The 18,525-nt window shown below is 73.1% G+C and carries 16 protein-coding genes; 6 read left to right on the top strand and 10 right to left on the bottom strand.

Annotation, left to right across the window (positions count from 1 at the left end):
* Positions 1–13: 13 nt before the first annotated feature.
* From tal to pgl, 5 genes are all read left to right on the top strand, one after another.
* Entirely contained in the window at positions 14–1,192 is a 1,179-nt protein-coding gene (gene tal / locus ACSNOA_RS23315; protein ID WP_436661395.1) for a transaldolase, read from the top strand.
* A 67-nt stretch (positions 1,193–1,259) separates the two neighbouring features.
* Entirely contained in the window at positions 1,260–2,909 is a 1,650-nt protein-coding gene (locus ACSNOA_RS23320) for a glucose-6-phosphate isomerase (RefSeq protein ID WP_436661397.1), read from the top strand.
* A gap of 2 nt (positions 2,910–2,911) precedes the next feature.
* Positions 2,912–4,462 carry a glucose-6-phosphate dehydrogenase gene (gene zwf, locus ACSNOA_RS23325; protein WP_436662420.1) on the top strand — a complete coding sequence of 517 codons (1,551 nt, stop codon included), beginning with the start codon at positions 2,912–2,914 and terminating at the stop codon, positions 4,460–4,462.
* Positions 4,459–5,475 (top strand): glucose-6-phosphate dehydrogenase assembly protein OpcA, encoded by a 1,017-nt coding sequence (locus ACSNOA_RS23330; protein WP_436661398.1) that lies wholly within the window; start codon positions 4,459–4,461, stop codon positions 5,473–5,475. Before zwf ends, ACSNOA_RS23330 begins: the two co-directional genes overlap by 4 nt.
* Positions 5,476–5,537: 62 nt before the next feature.
* Positions 5,538–6,308 (top strand): 6-phosphogluconolactonase, encoded by a 771-nt coding sequence (pgl, locus tag ACSNOA_RS23335; protein ID WP_436661400.1) that lies wholly within the window; start codon positions 5,538–5,540, stop codon positions 6,306–6,308.
* Positions 6,309–6,396: 88 nt separating this feature from the next.
* On the opposite strand, the gene ACSNOA_RS23340 is transcribed toward pgl, so the two are convergent.
* The 8 genes from ACSNOA_RS23340 to rapZ form a co-directional block, all read right to left on the bottom strand.
* On the bottom strand, positions 6,397–6,738 hold the full coding sequence (locus ACSNOA_RS23340) for an RNA polymerase-binding protein RbpA (RefSeq protein WP_436661401.1): 342 nt from the start codon (positions 6,736–6,738) through the stop codon (positions 6,397–6,399).
* A 135-nt stretch (positions 6,739–6,873) separates the two neighbouring features.
* Positions 6,874–7,134, bottom strand: coding sequence for a preprotein translocase subunit SecG (secG, locus tag ACSNOA_RS23345; RefSeq protein ID WP_436662421.1), 261 nt, complete (start codon positions 7,132–7,134; stop codon positions 6,874–6,876).
* A gap of 98 nt (positions 7,135–7,232) precedes the next feature.
* The gene (gene tpiA / locus ACSNOA_RS23350; protein ID WP_436661403.1) at positions 7,233–8,024 is read right to left on the bottom strand and encodes a triose-phosphate isomerase; all 792 of its coding nucleotides are present in this window, start codon (positions 8,022–8,024) and stop codon (positions 7,233–7,235) included.
* Positions 8,024–9,223: a phosphoglycerate kinase gene (locus tag ACSNOA_RS23355; RefSeq protein ID WP_436661405.1), complete on the bottom strand. Its 1,200-nt coding sequence runs from the start codon at positions 9,221–9,223 to the stop codon at positions 8,024–8,026. Before ACSNOA_RS23355 ends, tpiA begins: the two co-directional genes overlap by 1 nt.
* A 52-nt stretch (positions 9,224–9,275) precedes the next feature.
* On the bottom strand, positions 9,276–10,280 hold the full coding sequence (gene gap, locus ACSNOA_RS23360) for a type I glyceraldehyde-3-phosphate dehydrogenase (RefSeq protein WP_436661407.1): 1,005 nt from the start codon (positions 10,278–10,280) through the stop codon (positions 9,276–9,278).
* A 330-nt stretch (positions 10,281–10,610) separates the two neighbouring features.
* Positions 10,611–11,591 carry a DNA-binding protein WhiA gene (whiA, locus tag ACSNOA_RS23365; protein ID WP_088999356.1) on the bottom strand — a complete coding sequence of 327 codons (981 nt, stop codon included), beginning with the start codon at positions 11,589–11,591 and terminating at the stop codon, positions 10,611–10,613.
* A 54-nt stretch (positions 11,592–11,645) separates the two neighbouring features.
* Positions 11,646–12,638 (bottom strand): gluconeogenesis factor YvcK family protein, encoded by a 993-nt coding sequence (locus ACSNOA_RS23370; RefSeq protein ID WP_436661409.1) that lies wholly within the window; start codon positions 12,636–12,638, stop codon positions 11,646–11,648.
* The gene (gene rapZ, locus ACSNOA_RS23375; protein WP_436662422.1) at positions 12,635–13,480 is read right to left on the bottom strand and encodes an RNase adapter RapZ; all 846 of its coding nucleotides are present in this window, start codon (positions 13,478–13,480) and stop codon (positions 12,635–12,637) included. The genes ACSNOA_RS23370 and rapZ overlap by 4 nt, the downstream gene beginning before the upstream one ends.
* A gap of 304 nt (positions 13,481–13,784) precedes the next feature.
* Here rapZ and recQ point away from each other — a divergent pair, with 304 nt between their 5' ends.
* Positions 13,785–15,626, top strand: coding sequence for a DNA helicase RecQ (gene recQ, locus ACSNOA_RS23380; RefSeq protein WP_436661411.1), 1,842 nt, complete (start codon positions 13,785–13,787; stop codon positions 15,624–15,626).
* 5 nt (positions 15,627–15,631) lie between these two features.
* Here recQ and uvrC read toward each other — a convergent pair whose 3' ends face one another.
* Positions 15,632–17,626 carry an excinuclease ABC subunit UvrC gene (gene uvrC, locus ACSNOA_RS23385; protein ID WP_436661413.1) on the bottom strand — a complete coding sequence of 665 codons (1,995 nt, stop codon included), beginning with the start codon at positions 17,624–17,626 and terminating at the stop codon, positions 15,632–15,634.
* Between the two features lie 70 nt (positions 17,627–17,696).
* Entirely contained in the window at positions 17,697–18,185 is a 489-nt protein-coding gene (locus ACSNOA_RS23390) for a Rieske (2Fe-2S) protein (protein WP_436661415.1), read from the bottom strand.
* Between the last annotated feature and the right edge of the window lie 340 nt (positions 18,186–18,525).

Below are 18,525 nucleotides of genomic sequence, written 5' to 3' on the forward strand. Positions count from 1 at the left end.
GAGCGTGGACGGCATGACGGACAGACTGGGCGAGCTCAGCGCCACGGGAGTGGCGATCTGGCTTGACGATCTCTCCCGTACGCGGCTGAGCTCCGGTGGGCTCGACCAACTGCGTCGGGAGCAGCACGTGGCCGGGGTGACCACGAACCCGACCATCTTCGCGAAGGCGCTGAGTGACGCCGACGAGTACAACTGGCAGCTGCGCGACCTCGCCATCCGGGGGGTGGAGGTCGAGGAGGCCGTGCGCATGCTCACCACGTACGACGTGCGGTGGGCCTGCGACGTGATGCGCCCCTCGTACGACAAGAGCGGCGGCGTCGACGGCCGCGTCTCCATAGAGGTGGACCCGCGGCTGGCGCACGAGAGCGAGCGGACCGTGGCCGAGGCCAAGGCCCTCTGGTGGCTCATCGACCGGCCGAACCTCTACATCAAGATTCCGGCCACCGAGGCCGGTCTGCCGGCGATCACGGCGACGCTCGCCGAGGGCATCAGCGTCAACGTCACGCTGATCTTCGGGCTGGACCGGTACTCGCAGGTCATGGAGGCGTTCCTGGCCGGTCTCGAGCAGGCGAAGGCGAACGGGCACGACCTGTCCAAGATCGGGTCGGTGGCGTCGTTCTTCGTCTCCCGGGTCGACACCGAGGTCGACAAGCGGCTCGAGAAGATCGGCTCGGCCGAGGCCAAGGCGCTGCGCGGCAAGGCCGCCGTCGCCAACGCCCAGCTCGCGTACGAGCGGTACGGCAAGGTGTTCTCCTCCGACAGGTGGAAGGCGCTCGCCGACGCCGGCGCGCGCCCGCAGCGGCCGCTGTGGGCCTCCACCTCGACGAAGAACCCGGACTACCGGGACGTCATCTACGTCGAGGAGCTGATCGCGCCCGGCACGGTGAACACCATGCCGGAGTCGGTCATCCACGCCTACGCCGACCACGGCGAGACGCAGGCCGACACCATCACCGGCTCGTACGACGCCGCCCGAAAGGTCTTCACCGACCTGGAGGCGGCGGGCGTCGACATGACCGACGTGATCACCGTCCTGGAGCGCGAGGGCGTCGAGAAGTTCGAGGCCAGCTGGCTGGAGCTGCTCGACGGCGTACGCAAGTCGCTGGAGTCGGCCGCGCAGGGCGCGGGCGCCCCCGGCAGGGCCGCACAGGGCAACGCCCAGGCCGCGCAGCAGGCGGGAGGGAACGCGTGAGCGAGCGAACCATCCGGATCAGCGCGTGGGAGCCTCGTGCCGCCGCCGAGCGCAGCGAGGGGGCGGCATGAGCGACCTGCTCTCCACGCCGGCCGAGTCGGCTGCCGGACTGACCGTCTACGGGGCGGACACGGTCGACAAGTCGGCGCCGGCCTCGACCCGGCAGGCCGTGGTCTCCGCCGGCGTCCCCGCCAAGCTGGCCGCGAAGGACCCGAGCCTGTGGGGGCCGGACGCCGAGGCCGAGGCGAAGATCCGCCTCGGCTGGGTGGACACCCACCGGCGCAGCCGTGAGCTGCTCCCCCAGCTCGCCGAGCTGAAGGCGGAGCTGGGCGACCTCGACCACGTCGTGCTCGCCGGCATGGGCGGCTCGTCGCTGGCCCCCGAGGTGATCACCCGGACCCTGGGCCGGCCGCTCACCGTCCTCGACACCACCGACCCCGGCCAGGTGCGCGCCGCGCTGGGCGACCGGCTGGAACGCACCGTGGTCGTGGTGGCCAGCAAGTCCGGCTCCACGGTCGAGACCGACAGCCACCGCCGGGCGTACTGGCAGGCGTTCCTGGACGCCGGGATGACGGAGGCGGAGGCCGGCCGGCACTTCGTGATCGTCACCGACCCGGGTTCGCCGCTGGAGGAGACGGCCGCCGGGATGGGCGCGTTCACCGTGCTCGCCGACCCCAACGTGGGCGGCCGCTACTCGGCGCTCACCGCGTTCGGGCTGGTCCCGTCGGCGCTGGCCGGCGTCGAGGTGGTCGAGCTGCTGGACCAGGCCGAGGAGCTGGCCGCGTCGCTCGGCGCCGACCGGGACAACCCGGCCCTGGCGCTGGGCGCCGCGCTCGGCGCCGCCGCCACCGACGGCCGCGACAAGGTGGCCCTGGTCTCCGACGGCACCGGCATCGACGGGCTCGGCGACTGGGCCGAGCAGCTGATCGCCGAGTCGACCGGCAAGGCCGGCGTCGGCATCCTGCCGGTGGTCGTGGAGTCGCCGCAGAGCCCCGGGGCCAAGGGCCCCGACGTGCTGACCGTGAGCTACGGCGGGTCGCTCTCCGCGGGCGACGTCCCCGGCGGCGGCGGCGACCCGGACGTGGCCGTCAACGGGCCGCTCGGCGCGCAGTTCCTGGCCTGGGAGTACGCCACCGCGGTGGCGGGCGTGGTGCTCGGCATCGACCCGTTCAACCAGCCGAACGTCACCGAGTCGAAGGAGAACACCAACAAGATCCTCGCCTCGGGCCTGCCGGCGGAGCAGCCGTCGTTCACCGAGGGCGCGATCGAGGTGTACGCCCCGGCGGGCGCCCCCGGCGACCTGGCCGGCGTGCTGCGCTGGCTGTCCGACGCGCTGGGCGACGACGGGTACCTCGCCGTGATGGCGTACCTCGACCGGTTCGCCGACGCCGACGCGGCGCGGCTGCGGCCGCTGCTGGCCGAGGCGACGGGCCGGCCGGTCACCTTCGGCTGGGGGCCCCGGTTCCTGCACTCCACCGGCCAGTACCACAAGGGCGGCCCGCAGGTCGGCGCGTACCTCCAGCTGACCGGCGCGGTGGCCGAGGACCTGCCGGTGCCGGGCAAGCCGTACTCCTTCGGAGAACTGCAGGCGGCGCAGGCCGCCGGCGACCGGCAGGCGCTCGCCGAGCGGAACCGCCCGGTGGTGCGGCTGCACCTGACCGACCGGTCCGCGGGCGTGACCCAGCTGCTCGATGCGGCCGGTGAGCTGCGGGCGTGAGGATGGAAGACGTGGAACAGGCGGAGCGAAGAAGCGGTGTGAACCCGCTGCGCGACCCGCAGGACCGGCGGCTGCCGCGGATTCCCGAGCCGTGCGCGCTGGTGATCTTCGGGGTCACCGGCGACCTGGCGCGGAAGAAGCTGCTGCCCGCGGTCTACGACCTGGCCAACCGGGGGCTGCTGCCTCCGGGCTTCGTGGTGCTCGGCTTCGCCCGCCGCGACTGGGGTGACGGCGACTTCGAGACCCTCGCCTGCGAGGCCGCCCGCAAGCACGCCCGCACGCCGTGGCGGGACGAGGTGTGGGCGCGGCTGGCCGGCAACATCAAGTTCGTGGGTGGGTCGTTCGACGACGACGCCGCGTTCGACCAGTTGGCGGCCACGCTCGACGAGCTGCGCGACACGCACGGCATCCCCGGCAACGCCGCCTTCTACTTCTCCATCCCCCCGGCGGCCTTCCCCGTGGTGCTCAAGCAGCTCGCCCGCACCGGGATGGCCGACAACGCCAAGTCCGGGGGCTGGCGCCGGGTGGTGGTCGAGAAGCCGTTCGGGCACGACCTGCCCTCGGCGAAGGCGCTCAACGACCTGGTCGACGACGTCTTCACCCGCAAGGACGTCTTCCGGATCGACCACTACCTGGGCAAGGAGACCGTCCAGAACATCCTGGCCCTGCGGTTCGCCAACAACCTGTTCGAGCCGCTGTGGAACTCCAAGTACGTCGACTCGGTGCAGATCACCATGGCCGAGGACGTCGGCATCGGCACCCGCGCCGGCTTCTACGACTCGGCCGGCGCGGCCCGGGACGTGCTCCAGAACCACCTCCTCCAGTTGCTCGCGCTCGTCGCCATGGAGGAGCCCACGAGCTTCGACCCGGACGAGATCCGCACCGAGAAGCTGAAGGTCCTGAAGGCCATCACCCTGCCGAAGGACGTCACCGAGGGCACCGTGCGGGGCCAGTACCTCCCCGGCTGGGTCGGCGGCGAGCGGGCCGTGGGCTACCTGGAGGAGGACGGCGTCCCCGAGGACTCCACGACGGAGACGTACGTGGCGGTCCGGCTGGGCATCCAGAACCGGCGCTGGGCCGAGGTGCCGTTCTACATCCGGGCCGGCAAGCGGCTGCCGCGGCGGGTCACCGAGGTGGCCATCATGTTCAAGAAGGCGCCGCACCTGCCGTTCAACACGACCGACGTCGAGTCGCTCGGCAACAACCAGCTGGTGATCCGGGTCCAGCCCGACGAGGGAGTCGTGCTCAAGTTCGGCTCCAAGGTCCCCGGCACCGCCATGGAGGTCCGGGACATCGCCATGGACTTCCAGTACGGCGAGGCGTTCACCGAGTCCAGCCCGGAGGCGTACGAGCGGCTCGTGCTGGACGTGCTGATCGGCGACCGGACGCTCTTCCCGGACGCGGCCGAGGTCGAGCAGAGCTGGCAGGTCATCGATCCGCTGGAGCAGGCCTGGGCGGGCACCACGCCGGAGTCGTACCGGGCCGGCGAGTGGGGTCCCCGGGCCGCCGACGAGATGCTGGCCCGCGAGGGCCGGGCTTGGAGAAGAGCATGATCGGCCTGTGGGACACCACCGGCAACGAGGTGGTCAAAGCGCTCGCCGCCGAGCGGCGCAGCGCGGGCGGCGTTGCCAGCGGCATGGCCCTCACCCTGATCGTCGTGGTGGACGAGAAGCGGGTACGCGAGGCGGAGGCGGCGGCGACCATCGCCGCCGCCGCCCACCCCTGCCGCCTGCTCGTGGTGGTCCGCACCGACATCGAGCGGGAGCGCAACCGGCTCGACGCGGAGATCGTGGTGGGCGGCCGGCTCGGCCCGTGCGAGGCCGTCGTCATGCGGATGTACGGCCGGCTGGCGCTGCACGCCGAGTCGGTGGTCATGCCGCTGCTGGTGCCCGACGTGCCGGTCGTGACCTGGTGGCACGGGGAGCCGCCCGAGGAGATCGCCACCGACTTCCTCGGCGTGGTCGCCGACCGGCGCATCACCGACACGGCCCAGGCCATGGACCCGATCGCGGCGCTGCGCCAGCGGGCCCACGACTACGCCCCCGGTGACACCGACCTCGCCTGGACCCGGATCACCCCGTGGCGCACCCTCGTCGCCGGGGCGTTCGACACCACCGAGGCCAAAGTCACCGAGGCCAGCATCATGGCGCCGGCGCACGACCCGACGGCGGCGCTCATGTGCGGCTGGCTGCGCAGCCGGCTGGGCATCAGCCCGCGCTGGGAGCACACCGAGCAGTTCCCCCGGATGCGCGAGGTGCAGTTGCACTGCGCCAACGGCGACCAGCTCACGCTGACCCGGGAGGACAGCGTGGCCACGTTCCGGCGTACCGGGCAGGAGGACCGCCAGCTTCCGCTGGTGCGCCGGCCGCTCGGCGACGAGCTGGCCGAGGAGCTGCGCCGGCTCGACGCCGACCAGGTCTACGCGGAGGCGCTGGGCGCCATCGCCGGTGTGACGGGCCTCGAACACCGACCGGGCACGCGGGTGCACGTCTGGAAGGATCCGGCGACCGCCCACCGGGCCGAGGCGGGCGTCACGGCGCACGCCGGCACCAGCGACCGGGCCTGAGCGGCCCGCTCCGGCAACGACAACCGGCCCGCCGAGCGGACCGCGACGAAAAAAGGCACAAGATGAGTGAGGCGAGTGTCGCCGTCCACGCCGACGCCGAACTGCTGGCGCAGGCGGTGGCGGCACGCTTGGTGGTGAAGCTGCTCGACGCGCAGGCCGAACGGGGCCAGGCGTCGGTGGTGCTGACCGGGGGCCGGATCGCCGCGGCCGTCTACCGGGCCGTGGCGGCGCTTCCCGCGCGGGACGCCGTCGACTGGTCCCGGGTCGACGTCTGGTGGGGTGACGAACGGTTCCTGCCGGCCGGCGATCCGGAACGCAACGAGACCCAGGCGCGGGCGGCGCTGCTGGACGTGGTGCCGCTCGACCCGGCCCGGGTGCACGCCATGCCGGCCGCCGACGACCCGGCCGGCGCCGACCCGGAGGAGGCGGCGGCCCGGTACGCGGCCGAGCTGGCCGTCGCCGCCCGGCCGGGCACCGCCGAGCTGCCGCACTTCGACGTGCTGATGCTCGGCGTCGGCGAGGACGGGCACATCGCCTCCGTCTTCCCCGAACATCCCGTGCACTACGAGAGCCGGCCGGTCAGCGCGGTGCGGGGCAGCCCCAAGCCGCCGCCGGTGCGCACCACGCTCACCATCCCGGCCATCAACACGGCCGAGGAGGTCTGGCTCGTGGCGAGCGGCGCCGACAAGGCGCGGGCCGTGGGCATGGCCCTGGCCGGGGCCGGCCCCGTGCAGGTGCCGGCGGCCGGGGTGCGCGGCGTGAGCCGTACCCTCTGGCTGCTCGACCGGGCGGCGGCCGCCGACGTGCCGGCCCGGCTGCGCAGCCTGCGCTGACCGTCCCGCCCGGCCGGCAGCTCCGCACTCCGGGCACCCCACACGGCGCGCCGGGCCTGGTGCCCGGCGCGCCGTGGTGCCGGGGCGTTCAGCGGCCGCGCCGGCGGCGCAGCGCGGCGAGGGCCTCGGCGAGGATGGCCTCGCCCTCCTCGTCGGTGCGCCGCTCCTTCACGTAGGCCAGGTGGCTCTTGTAGGGCTCGGAGCGGGTCCGGCCCGGCGGGTTCTGCGCGTCCCGTCCCGCAGGATGGCCGCAGCGCGGGCAGTCCCAGAGGGCGGGCGCGGCGGCCTCCGCGGCGATGAGGATCTCCACGCGGTGGCCGTTGCGGCACCAGTAGGTGACCGCCTGACGGGGCGCCGGTTCGTAGCGCTCGGGCGGGCGCTCGGGGGCGGACCCGACCCGCGAACCGCGGATCACGTTGCCATGTGGCACGGCTGCTCGCTCCTGTCGTCGGAGGGGAACCGCCGCGAGAGGGGAAGCGGCGGGCGACGCGGTGCGGAAAAAGACCTGCGCGCGGCCCGTCGGGTGACGGACCGCGCGCAGATTGTACGACTCGAACCGGCCCGCTCAGGCGCCGCTGCTGAGCTGGAGGCGGAGCCAGAGGCCGATCCCCACGATGCAGGCGAACCAGACGATGCCCACGAGGACGGTGTAGCGGTCGAGGTTCTTCTCCGCCACCGAGGAGCCGGCCAGGCTGGAGCTCACTCCACCGCCGAACATGCTGGAGAGCCCACCGCCCTTACCTCGGTGGAGCAGGATCAGCATGGTGAGCAGGATGCTCGTGATGATCAGCAACACGATCAACGTGTATGCGAACCAGATCGGCAGCATGGCTGGGGTCAGTCCTCTCGTAGCGATCCTCGCCCGGACAGGTCGGGCACGGCGGCACCGACCGGCGGACGGGCGGAGTCAAGGATAGCGAGCGTTCAGCGCGCGATGTGCTCCGGGAACCGGCAGATCTGCGCGAATTCCTCGGCGTCCAGGCTCGCGCCGCCCACCAGCGCGCCGTCCACGTCCGGCTGGGCCATGATCGCGGCGACGTTCGACGCCTTGACCGAGCCGCCGTAGAGGATCCGGACCTGGTCCGCCGTGTCCTGGTCGTAGATCTCGGCCAGCCGCTCGCGCACCGCCCCGCACACCTCCTGGGCGTCCTCCGGCGTGGCGGTCTTGCCCGTGCCGATCGCCCAGACCGGCTCGTACGCCACGACGATTTTGGTGGCCTGCTCGGTGGTGAACCCGCTCAGGGCGGCGACGAGCTGGTCGGCGCAGTGCGCCACGTGCCGGCCCTCCTCGCGCACGTCCAGCCCCTCCCCCACGCAGAGGATCGGGGTCAGCCCGTGGGCCAGCGCCGCCTTCACCTTGGCGTTGACGACCGCGTCGTCCTCGTGGTGGAAGGCCCGCCGCTCCGAGTGCCCGACCACCACGTACGTGCAGCCCAGCTTCGCCAGCATGGGCCCCGAGATGTCGCCCGTGTAGGCACCCGAGGCGTGCGGGGACAGGTCCTGCGCGCCGTACCCGATGAGCAGCTTGTCGCCCTCGACCACGGTCTGCACGGAGCGCAGGTCGGTGAAGGGCGGCAGCACCACCGTCTCGACGTCGGTGAGCTGCTTCTCGGTGAGGCTCGCCGCCAGCTTCTGCACCAGCAGGTTGGCCTCGAGGTGGTTGAGGTTCATCTTCCAGTTGCCGGCCATCAGCGGCCGGCGCGTGGTCTTCGCCATCACTTCTCCAGGGCCGCGATGCCGGGGAGGGTCTTGCCCTCCAGGTACTCCAGCGACGCGCCGCCGCCCGTCGAGATGTGCCCGAAAGCGGACTCGTCCAGCCCCAGGGCACGGACCGCCGCGGCCGAGTCGCCGCCACCGACGACGGTGAACGCGCCGGAGCCGGCGATCGCCTCGGCCACACCCCGGGTGCCGTGGGCGAACGGGGCCATCTCGAACACGCCCATGGGGCCGTTCCAGAAGATCGTCCGCGCCCCCTTGAGGGCGGCCGCGAACCCGGCCACCGTCTCCGGACCGATGTCCAACCCCACCCGCTTCGTGGGGATGCCGTCGGCGCGCACCGTGTCGTGCGCCGCGTCCGGGGCGAAGGCGTCGGCCGCCACCACGTCGACCGGAAGCATGATCTTGCCCTCGGACCGCTCGAGGAGGTTGCGGCAGGTCTCCACCATCTCCTCCTCCAGCAGCGAGCTGCCCACCTCGTGGCCCTGCGCCTTGAGGAAGGTGAAGCACATGCCGCCGCCGATGAGCAGCCGGTCGACCTTCGGCAGCAGGGCCTCGATCACCGCGAGCTTGTCGGAGACCTTGGAACCGCCGAGCACCACCACGTACGGCCGCTCGGGGTCGCCGGTGAGCGTGGAGAGGACCTCCACCTCGCGCAGCACGAGCCGGCCGGCGACGTGCGGCAGGCGCGCCGGCACGTCGTAGACGCTGGCGTGCTTGCGGTGCACGGCGCCGAACGCGTCGTCGACGTACGCCTCACCGAACGCGGCCAGCTGGTCGGCGAACGCGCCCCGCTCGGCCTCGTCCTTGCTGGTCTCGCCCGCGTTGAAGCGCAGGTTCTCCAGCAGCGCCACCTCGCCGTCGGCGAGCCCGTCCACGGTGGAGCGGGCCGAGTCGCCGACCGTGTCGGTGGCGAAGCGCACCGGCGCGCCGAGCAGCTCACCCAACCGGTCGGCGACCGGCTGGAGGCTGAACTGCGGGTCCGGGGAGCCCTTCGGCCGGCCCAGGTGCGAGCAGACGACCACCTTCGCGCCGGCCTGGACCAGCGCGCTCAGGGTCGGCAGGACGGCGCGGATGCGGCCGTCGTCCGTGATCGCGCCGCTCTGCTTGTCGAGTGGGACGTTCAGGTCGGCGCGCACCAGCACGCGCCGACCCGACACCCCCTCGGCGAGCAGGTCGTCGAGGTTGCGGATGCTCACCGAGCCAGCCCTCCGTTCGTGACTGCGGGGCTCGCAGGCTCACTCCTCGCACTCACAGGGACGAACCCACCAGCTTGACGAGGTCCACCAGGCGGTTCGAGTAGCCCCACTCGTTGTCGTACCAGCCGACGACCTTCACCTGGTTGCCGATCACCTTGGTGAGCGGCGCGTCGAAGATGCAGGACGCCGGGTCGGTGACGATGTCCGTCGAGACGATCGGGTCCTCGTTGTAGCTGAGGATGCCCTGCAGCGCGCCCTCCGAGGCGGCCTTGAGCGCGGCGTTGACCTCGTCGACGCTCGTCTCCCGGCCCACCGTGACGGTCAGGTCCGTGACGGAGCCGGTCGGGATCGGCACGCGCAGCGCGTACCCGTCCAGCTTGCCCTTCAGGTCGGGCAGGACGAGGCCGATGGCCTTCGCGGCGCCCGTCGAGGTCGGCACGATGTTGAGCGCGGCGGCCCGGGCGCGGCGCAGGTCCTTGTGCGGCGCGTCCTGCAGGTTCTGGTCCTGCGTGTACGCGTGGATGGTGGTCATCAGACCCTGCTGGATGCCGAACGTGTCGTGCAGCACCTTCGCCATCGGGGCGAGGCAGTTGGTGGTGCAGGAGGCGTTCGAGATGATCGTGTGCTTGGCGGGGTCGTACTGGTCGTGGTTGACGCCCATGACCACCGTGACGTCCTCGTTCTTCGCGGGCGCCGAGATGATGACCTTCTTGGCCCCACCGTCGACGTGCGCCTTCGCCTTCGTGGCGTCGGTGAAGAAACCGGTCGACTCGATGATGACGTCGGCGCCGACGTCGCCCCACGGCAGCTGCGCCGGGTCCTTCTCGGCGTACGCCTTGATGGTCTTGCCGCCCACGGTGATCTCGTCGGCGGTGGCCTTGACCTCCTGCGGGAGGCGACCAAGGATGCTGTCGTACTTGACAAGGTGGGCGAGCGTCGCGTTGTCGGTCAGGTCGTTCACCGCCACGACCTCGATGTCAGCGCCGGACGCCAGCACTGCCCGGAAGAAGTTGCGGCCGATCCGACCGAAGCCGTTGATGCCAACCCGGATGGTCACAGGTCCCATCTCCTCGCGTTCTGGTCCGCCGGCCGGAGACCGTGACGCCGGCGGAGTGATGTGCGCCGACCGTTGGAGCCGGCCGTTGACAGTTCATCTCCGGCCACCCCGCCGCGGTCCGAGAAGACCTGACCGCCCGAGGCGGTGCGCGCGGCGAGGAGCACCGGTGCCGGCCCCCTTGCCGTACGCTGCGACCCTATCCGAGCGCGTGGCAGGGCGCTGCGCCGGGTGGCGACCGGTCCGCGTTCCCGGCCGGCCGCCCGACCCGCACGGGGCGGGGCGTGCGCCGGCCCGCCGGCTCGCTCGCCCGCGCTGACCGCCACCGTCCTATCAGACCACGAGCATGTCGGGCGTGACGGCCGCTTCCGTATCCGGGATGCCCAGGTCACGGGCGCGCTTGTCGGCCAGCGCGAGGAGCCGGCGGATCCGCCCGGCGATGGCGTCCTTCGTGAGCGGCGGGTCGGCGAGCGCGCCCAGCTCCTCGAGCGAGGCCTGACGGTGTTCCAGCCGCAGCCGGCCGGCCGAGGTGAGGTGGTTCGGGGCGTCCTCGGCGAGGATCTCCAACGCCCGGGTCACCCGCGCCGCGGCGGCCACCGCGGCCCGCGCGGAGCGGCGCAGGTTGGCGTCGTCGAAGTTGGCCAGCCGGTTCGCGGTCGCCCGCACCTCCCGGCGGACCCGGCGCTCCTCCCAGGCCAGCACGCTGGAGTGCGCACCGATGCGGGTGAGCAGCGCGGCGATCGCGTCGCCGTCCTTGACCACCACCCGGTCCACGCCGCGCACCTCACGGTTCTTGGCGGTGATGCCGATCCGGCGGGCGGCGCCCACCAGGGCCAGCGCGGACTCCGGGCCGGGGCAGGTGATCTCCAGCGCGCTGGAGCGGCCCGGCTCGGTCAGCGAGCCGTGCGCCATGAACGCGCCCCGCCAGGCGGAGACGGCGCAGCAGACGTTCGCGGCCACCACGTGCGGGGGCAGGCCGCGCACCGGACGACCGCGCACGTCGAGCAGGCCGGTCTGGCGGGCCAGGGCCTCGCCGTCCTTGACCACCCGCACGATGAAGTGGCTGCCCTTGCGCAGCCCGCCGGAGGCGAGCACGTGGATCTCGCTGGGGTAGCCGTAGACCTCGGCGATCTCCCGCCGCAGCCGGCGGGCCACCGCCCCGGTGTCCAGTTCCGCCTCGACCACCACGCGGCCGGAGACGATGTGCAACCCGCCGGCGAAGCGCAGCAGCGCCGCCATCTCCGCCCGCCGGCAGCAGGGCTTGGGCACGTCGACCCGACTCAGCTCGTCCTTGACCGCAGCCGTCATCGCCATTGTGCGTCCCCTCACGGACCGGTTCCGGCGTGTCGCCGGAGATTACGTACGTGTCTAACGATCGGCGCCCAGGACAGGCACCAGCGCGGCACCCAGGGCGGCTGGATCATGGCGAGGAGCGCCGTCGGGGACGGCGACGGGGGCGAGGACCAGCCGGGCACCCAGCGATTCTGCCGCACGTTCGACCGGTTCGGGGTCACCCACCGCCTTGGCGTCGGCCAGGACGTGATCGACCTTCAGCTCCGGCAGGTACCAGCGCAGCGCGGCCAGGTGGTCGGCCACGGAGAGACGGAGGGTCTCCTTCTCGGCGGCCAGGTTGAGCGTGACGAGCCGGCGGGCCGGGCTGGACACGATGGCGTTTGCGAGCCGGGGCACGAGCAGGTGCGGCAGGACGCTCGTGTACCAGCTGCCCGGCCCGAAGATCAGCCAGTCGGCGACGCCGATCGCCTCGACGGCCTCCGGGCACGCCTCCGGCGCCGCGGGCGTCAGCCGCAGCGACTCCACCCGGCCGGTCGTGATCGCCACCTGGTGCTGGCCGGAGATCGTGCGTACCTCGTCGGGGCGGTCCGGGTCGGCGCCGCGGACCCGCGCCTCGATGCCCACCGGCTCGCAGGACATCGGCAGCACCCGGCCCACCGCGCCGAGCATCGCGCCCGCGTGCTCCAGCGCCGCCACCGGGTCGCCGAGCAGTTCCATGAGGCCGCAGAGCACCAGGTTGCCGACGGCGTGACCGGCCAGCCCGTCGCCGGTCGGGGCGGGCGCGTCGGGCCCGTCCGCCGCGGGCACCTCGGCGAAGCGGTGCTGGAACAGCCCGGCGCTGCGCCGCGTGGCCGGGTGGTCGCCCGCGAGCGCGACGAGGGCCTGCCGCAGGTCGCCCGGGGGCAGCCCGCCGCGCTCCGCGCGCAGGCGACCGCTGGAGCCGCCGTCGTCGCCGACGGTCACGACGGCCGTGATGTCCAGGTCCAGCTCGGGGGCGCACCGGCGCAGCGCCCGCAGCGACGCGGACAGGCCGTGGCCGCCGCCGAACGCCACCACCCGCGTCGTCATTCGCGCCCCAGGTCGCGGTGCTGGGCGTTCGCGGCGAGCCCGGACTGGCGCAGCCGCCCGGCCAGCTCCTCCGCGATGGCGACGCTGCGGTGCTTGCCGCCCGTGCAGCCGACGGCCACGGTCAGGTAGCGCTTGCCCTCCCGCTCGAAGCCCGCCGTGGTGTTGTTGACCAGGTCCGCGTACGCGGCCACGAACGCGTCCGCCCCCTCCTGGCCGAGCACGTACGCGCTCACCGCCTCCTCCCGGCCCGTGTGCTCGCGCAGTTCCGGCACCCAGTACGGGTTGGGCAGGAACCGGGCGTCCAGCACGAAGTCGGCGTCCGACGGCAGGCCGTACTTGAAGCCGAACGAGAGGACGGTGACCCGCAGCCGGCGGGCGTCCTCACCGCCGAACAGCTCCTCGATGCGCCGGCGGAGCTGGTTCACGTTCAGGTGGCTCGTGTCGATGATCACGTCGGCCTGGTCGCGGGCCTCCTCCAACAGGCCGCGCTCGATCGCGATGCCGTCGGCGAGCCGGCCGTCGCCCTGCAACGGGTGGGAGCGCCGGACGCTCTCGAACCGGCGGATCAGCACCTCGTCGTCGGCGTCCACGAAGACGACCCGGGGGGAGAAGCCCCGCTCCTTGAGCTCGCGGATCGCCCCGGCGAGGTCGGTGGAGAACGCGCGGGAGCGTACGTCGAGCACCATGGCCGTCCGGCGGGCCGCGCCACCGGCCTTGAACGCCAGCTCGGCCATGTCGAGCATGAGCGCCTGCGGCAGGTTGTCGACCACGTAGTAGCCGACGTTCTCCAGCGCCCGGGCCACCGTGCTGCGCCCGCCGCCGGAGAGCCCGGTGACCACCACGAGGGTGGTCTCCGACTCCGCCGGCTGCCCGGTCGCGGTCTCCGCCGAGACCGCCGACCATCCGGTCGACGAACTCGACGACGGCGTGTCGTGCCGCCCTTCGGCCGTGCGCGCCTCGCTCACCCACTACCCCCCACCGTGACCTGCGGGCCGGTTTCCGGCCCCGAACGGTCAAACAGCGACTCTATCCCGCGTATGCCCCGTCGACCGGCACGCCCCACAGGCACCACCCGCCCCGCGCTCCCCGGGTCCCGGTGCGGCGCGTGGCGGGGGCGGCGTCGGTGCCGGCTCGTACACTTCGCGGATGGCCTCCCCCACCGACCTGCGCACCTCCGAGGCCATCGAGGTGCTGCGCCGGGTCTTCGGCTACGACGCCTTCCGCGGCTTCCAGCAGGACGTCATCGACCACGTGGTGGCCGGCGGCGACGCGCTCGTCCTGATGCCGACCGGCGGGGGCAAGTCCCTCTGCTACCAGATCCCGGCGCTGGTCCGCCCCGGCGTGGCCGTCGTCGTCTCGCCCCTGATCGCGCTCATGCAGGACCAGGTCGACGCGCTGACCGCGGTCGGCGTCCGGGCCGGGTTCCTCAACTCGACGCTCGACTCCGACGCCCGCCGCCGGGTCGAGGCCGCCTTCCTCGCCGGCGAGCTGGACCTGCTCTACCTGGCGCCCGAGGCGCTCGGCGCGCGCGGCACCGTCCAGCTGCTCGACCGCGGCAAGATCGCGCTCTTCGCGATCGACGAGGCGCACTGCGTCTCCCAGTGGGGTCACGACTTCCGGCCCGACTACCTCGGCCTGTCCATGCTGCACGAGCGGTGGCCGGACGTGCCGCGGATCGCCCTGACCGCCACGGCGACCAGCGCGACCCGCACCGAGATCGCCACCCGGCTCGACCTCACCGGCGCGCGGCACTTCGTGGCGAGCTTCGACCGGCCCAACATCCAGTACCGGATCGTGCCCAAGCGGGAGCCCCGCAAGCAGCTGCTGAGCCTGCTGCGCGACGAGCACCCGGGCGACGCCGGCATCGTCTACTGCCTCTCCCGCGCCTCGGTCGAGAAGACCACCGAGTTCCTCACCGCCAACGGCGTCGCCGCGCTGCCGTACCACGCGGGCCTCGACGCGGCCACGCGCACCGCGCACCAGCAGCGCTTCCTGCGCGAGGACGGGCTCGTGATGGTCGCCACGATCGCGTTCGGAATGGGCATCGACAAGCCCGACGTCCGCTTCGTCGCCCACCTCGACCTGCCGAAGTCGGTGGAGGGCTACTACCAGGAGACCGGCCGCGCCGGCCGTGACGGCCTGCCGTCCACGGCCTGGCTCGCGTACGGGCTGCAGGACGTCGTCCAGCAGCGGAAGCTCATCGAGACGTCCGAGGGCGACGCGGCGCACCGCCGGGGGCTGGCCCGCCACCTGGACGCGATGCTCGCGCTCTGCGAGACGGTTCGCTGCCGCCGCGCCCAGCTGCTCGAGTACTTCGGCGAGACGGCCACCGGCCCCTGTGGCAACTGCGACACCTGCCTCCAGCCGCCGGAGTCCTGGGACGGCACGATCGCCGCGCAGAAACTGCTGTCCACCGTGTTCCGGCTGGACCGGGAGCGCAACCAACGCTTCGGCGCCGGGCACTGCATCGACATCCTGCTCGGGCGGCGCACCGACAAGGTGACCCAGTTCGGCCACGACTCGCTCACCGTCTTCGGCATCGGCGAGGAGCTGCGGGAGGCCGAGTGGCGCGGCGTGGTCCGGCAACTGCTCGCCGAGGGGCTGCTCGCCGTCGAGGGCGACTACGGGACCCTGGTGCTCACCGACGCCAGCGCCGAGGTGCTGGGCCGCCGGCGGACCGTGATGATGCGGCGCGAACCGGAGCGGCCCGCGTCCGGCCGCGCGGGCCGGTCCCGGTCGGCGGGCGCCGCCGTGGCCGAGCTGCCGCCGGCCGCCGCGCCGGTCTTCGAGCGGCTCCGCGCCTGGCGTGCGGCGGCCGCGAAGGAGCAGGGCGTCCCGGCGTACGTGATCTTCCACGACGCGACGCTGCGGCAGATCGCCACCGACGCGCCCACCTCGCTGGCCGAGCTGTCCCGGGTCGGCGGGGTCGGCGAGAACAAGCTCGCGAAGTACGGCGAGCAGATCCTCGGCGTGCTGGCCGAGGGCTGATCGTTTCAGTCGGTCGACGGCGCCTTCCGCTCGCCGTCCAGGGCCGCGAGGATCGCCTCGGCCGTCCGCCGGCCGACCCCCGGCACCTCGGTGATCTCCTCGACGGTGGCCGCCGAGAGCCGCTTGAGCGAGCCGAAGTGCCGCAGCAGCGCCTTGCGCCGCACCTCGCCGAGGCCGGGCACGGTGTCCAGAGCCGACTGGGTCATCCGCTTCGAACGGCGCTGCCGGTGGAAGGTGATGGCGAACCGGTGCGCCTCGTCGCGTACGCGTTGCAGCAGGTAGAGACCCTCGGAGCTGCGCGGCAGGATGACCGGGAACTCGTCGTCGGGCAGCCACACCTCCTCCAGCCGCTTGGCCAGCCCGCACAGCGCCACGTCGTCGATGCCCAGCTCGGCGAGCGCCTGCGCGGCCGCCGCGACCTGCGGCGGGCCGCCGTCGACCACCACGAGCTGCGGCGGGTAGGCGAACTTGCGCGGCCGGCCGGTGGTCGGGTCGACGAGTGTGCCCACCTGCGGCTCACCGGAGCCGGCCGGGCCGGCCGGGGCCTGCCCGGCCGGGGCCTCCGGGTCGTCGGCCGACTCGACGCCCGCCTCGCCGGTCTCCGAGCGGGAGTCGAGGTAGCGGGCGAACCGGCGACGCAGCACCTCGGACATCGCGGAGAGGTCGTCGGTGGCGCCCCGGATGATGAAGCGGCGGTACTCGCTCTTGCGCGGCAGCCCGTCCTCGAAGACGACCATGCTGGCCACCACGTCGGTGCCCTGGATCTGCGAGATGTCGAAGCATTCGATGCGCAGCGGCGACGTCCGCATGCCGAGCGCCTCGCTGATCTCGTCGAGCGCCTTGCCGCGGGTGGTGAGGTCACCCGCGCGGCGCAGCTTGTGCCGAGCCAGCGCGTCCTTGGCGTTGCGCTCCACCGTCTCCATGAGGGCCCGCTTGTCACCCCGCTGCGGCACCCGCAGGGTCACCCGGCTGCCCCGGTGGCCGGAGAGCCAGTCGGCCAGCGCGTCGGCGTCGGCCGGCAGCTCGGGAACGAGCAGCTCGCGGGGCACGTCGGCCTCGCCGTGCTCGCCGCCGTAGACCTGCGTGCAGAAGTGGTGCACGAGGTCGCCGACGCTCAGCTCCTCGGTCTTCTCCACCACCCAGCCGCGCTGGCCCCGCACCCGCCCGTCACGGACGTGGAAGACCTGCACGGCCGCCTCGAGCGGGTCGTCGGCGAACGCGACCACGTCGGCGTCGGTGCCGTCACCGAGCACCACGGTCTGCTTCTCCATGGCGCGGCGCAGGGCCGCCACGTCGTCGCGCAACCGGGCCGCCCGCTCGAACTCGAGCTGCTGGCTGGCCTCGGTCATCTCCCGTTCGAGCTTGCGCACCATCGTGTCGGTGCGGCCGGCCATGAAGTCGCAGAACCCGTCGACGATCTCCCGATGCTCCTCGGCGGAGACGCTGCCGACGCAGGGCGCCGAGCACTTGCCGATGTAGCCGAGCAGGCAGGGGCGGCCGACCTGGCCGGCGCGCTTGAACACGCCGGCCGAGCAGGTGCGGGCCGGGAAGACCCGGAGCAGCAGGTCCAGCGTCTCGCGGATCGCCCAGGCGTGCGAGTACGGCCCGAAGTAACGCACCCCCTTGCGCTTCGCGCCGCGCATCACCTGGAGCCGCGGGTACTCCTCGTCGAGCGTGACGGCCAGGTACGGGTACGACTTGTCGTCGCGGTAGCGGACGTTGAACCGGGGGTCGTACTGCTTGATCCAGGTGAACTCCTGCTGGAGCGCCTCGACCTCGGTGCCCACCGTGATCCAGTCGACCGACTCGGCCGTGGTCACCATCTGGCGGGTGCGCTCGTGCAGGTTCCAGATGTCGCCGAAGTAGGAGTTGAGCCGGCTGCGGAGGTTCTTCGCCTTGCCGACGTAGATCACCCGGCCGGTGCCGTCGCGGAAGCGGTAGACCCCCGGCGACTCCGGAATGGTGCCGGGCGCGGGACGGTAGGTCGAGGGGTCAGCCACGGCTGCAAGCCTAGTCCGCACCACCGACGCTCCCCCGGCGCCGCCGCGGAGCGCCGGGGGCGGGCCCTCGTCAGGCGAAGGAGATCTGGTCCCCGACGACCTTCACGTCCTTGCGACCGAGCGGCCTCGTGGCCGGGCCGGCCTTCACCGAGCCGTCCTCGATCGAGAACTTGCTGCCGTGGCAGGTGCAGTTGATCGTGCCGCCGTCGACGTTCGACACCGGGCAGCCCTGGTGCGTGCAGATCGGGTCGAAGCCCTTGAACTGCCCGGCGGTCGGCTGGGTGATCACGACGCCCTCGGCCGCGAGGACCTTGCCGCCGCCGAGCGGGATGTCGGTGGTGGTCGCCAGCGACTGGGCGTTCTGCCGGTCGCCGCCGCCGGCGTCACCGCTGCTGGGCACCGGGGGCCCGCCGCTGGTGGGCTGGCCGGTGGCCCCGTTGCCCGACCCGTCGCCGCCGCAGGCGGTCAGGACGACGGCCGCTCCGACCGCGCCGGCGCCCGCGAGCAGCGCCCGCCGCGTCTGCGTGCCCGGACCGGTCAGCTCCTGATCGTCACTCATGCCTCGCCCTTCCCTCTCGGCCGCCGCGGCCCGTCCTGACCTCTGGCCACACTCTCCAACACGCCCCACTCTGCCCGACGGTTCATCCGGATCATGCCGGAACCCCACGGCGGACGGCACGCCGCGTCGGGCCGAGGCGGGACCGGTGGCGGCGCCGCCGAGGCGGGACGGTGTTGGCGCCGCCGAGGCGGGACCGGTGGCGGCGTTACCGAGGCCGGTGTGGCTCGCGCCGATGGTCCGCAGCGCGCCCGGGGCACCGTGGCCGGAACGCGTGATGCCTCAGAGGCATAAATATGCCTCTGAGGCATCACGCTCGCGGGGATCCTCGTCGGGCCGTCGC

This window comes from Micromonospora sp. URMC 103, assembly GCF_051386435.1.
Taxonomy (GTDB): domain Bacteria; phylum Actinomycetota; class Actinomycetes; order Mycobacteriales; family Micromonosporaceae; genus Micromonospora.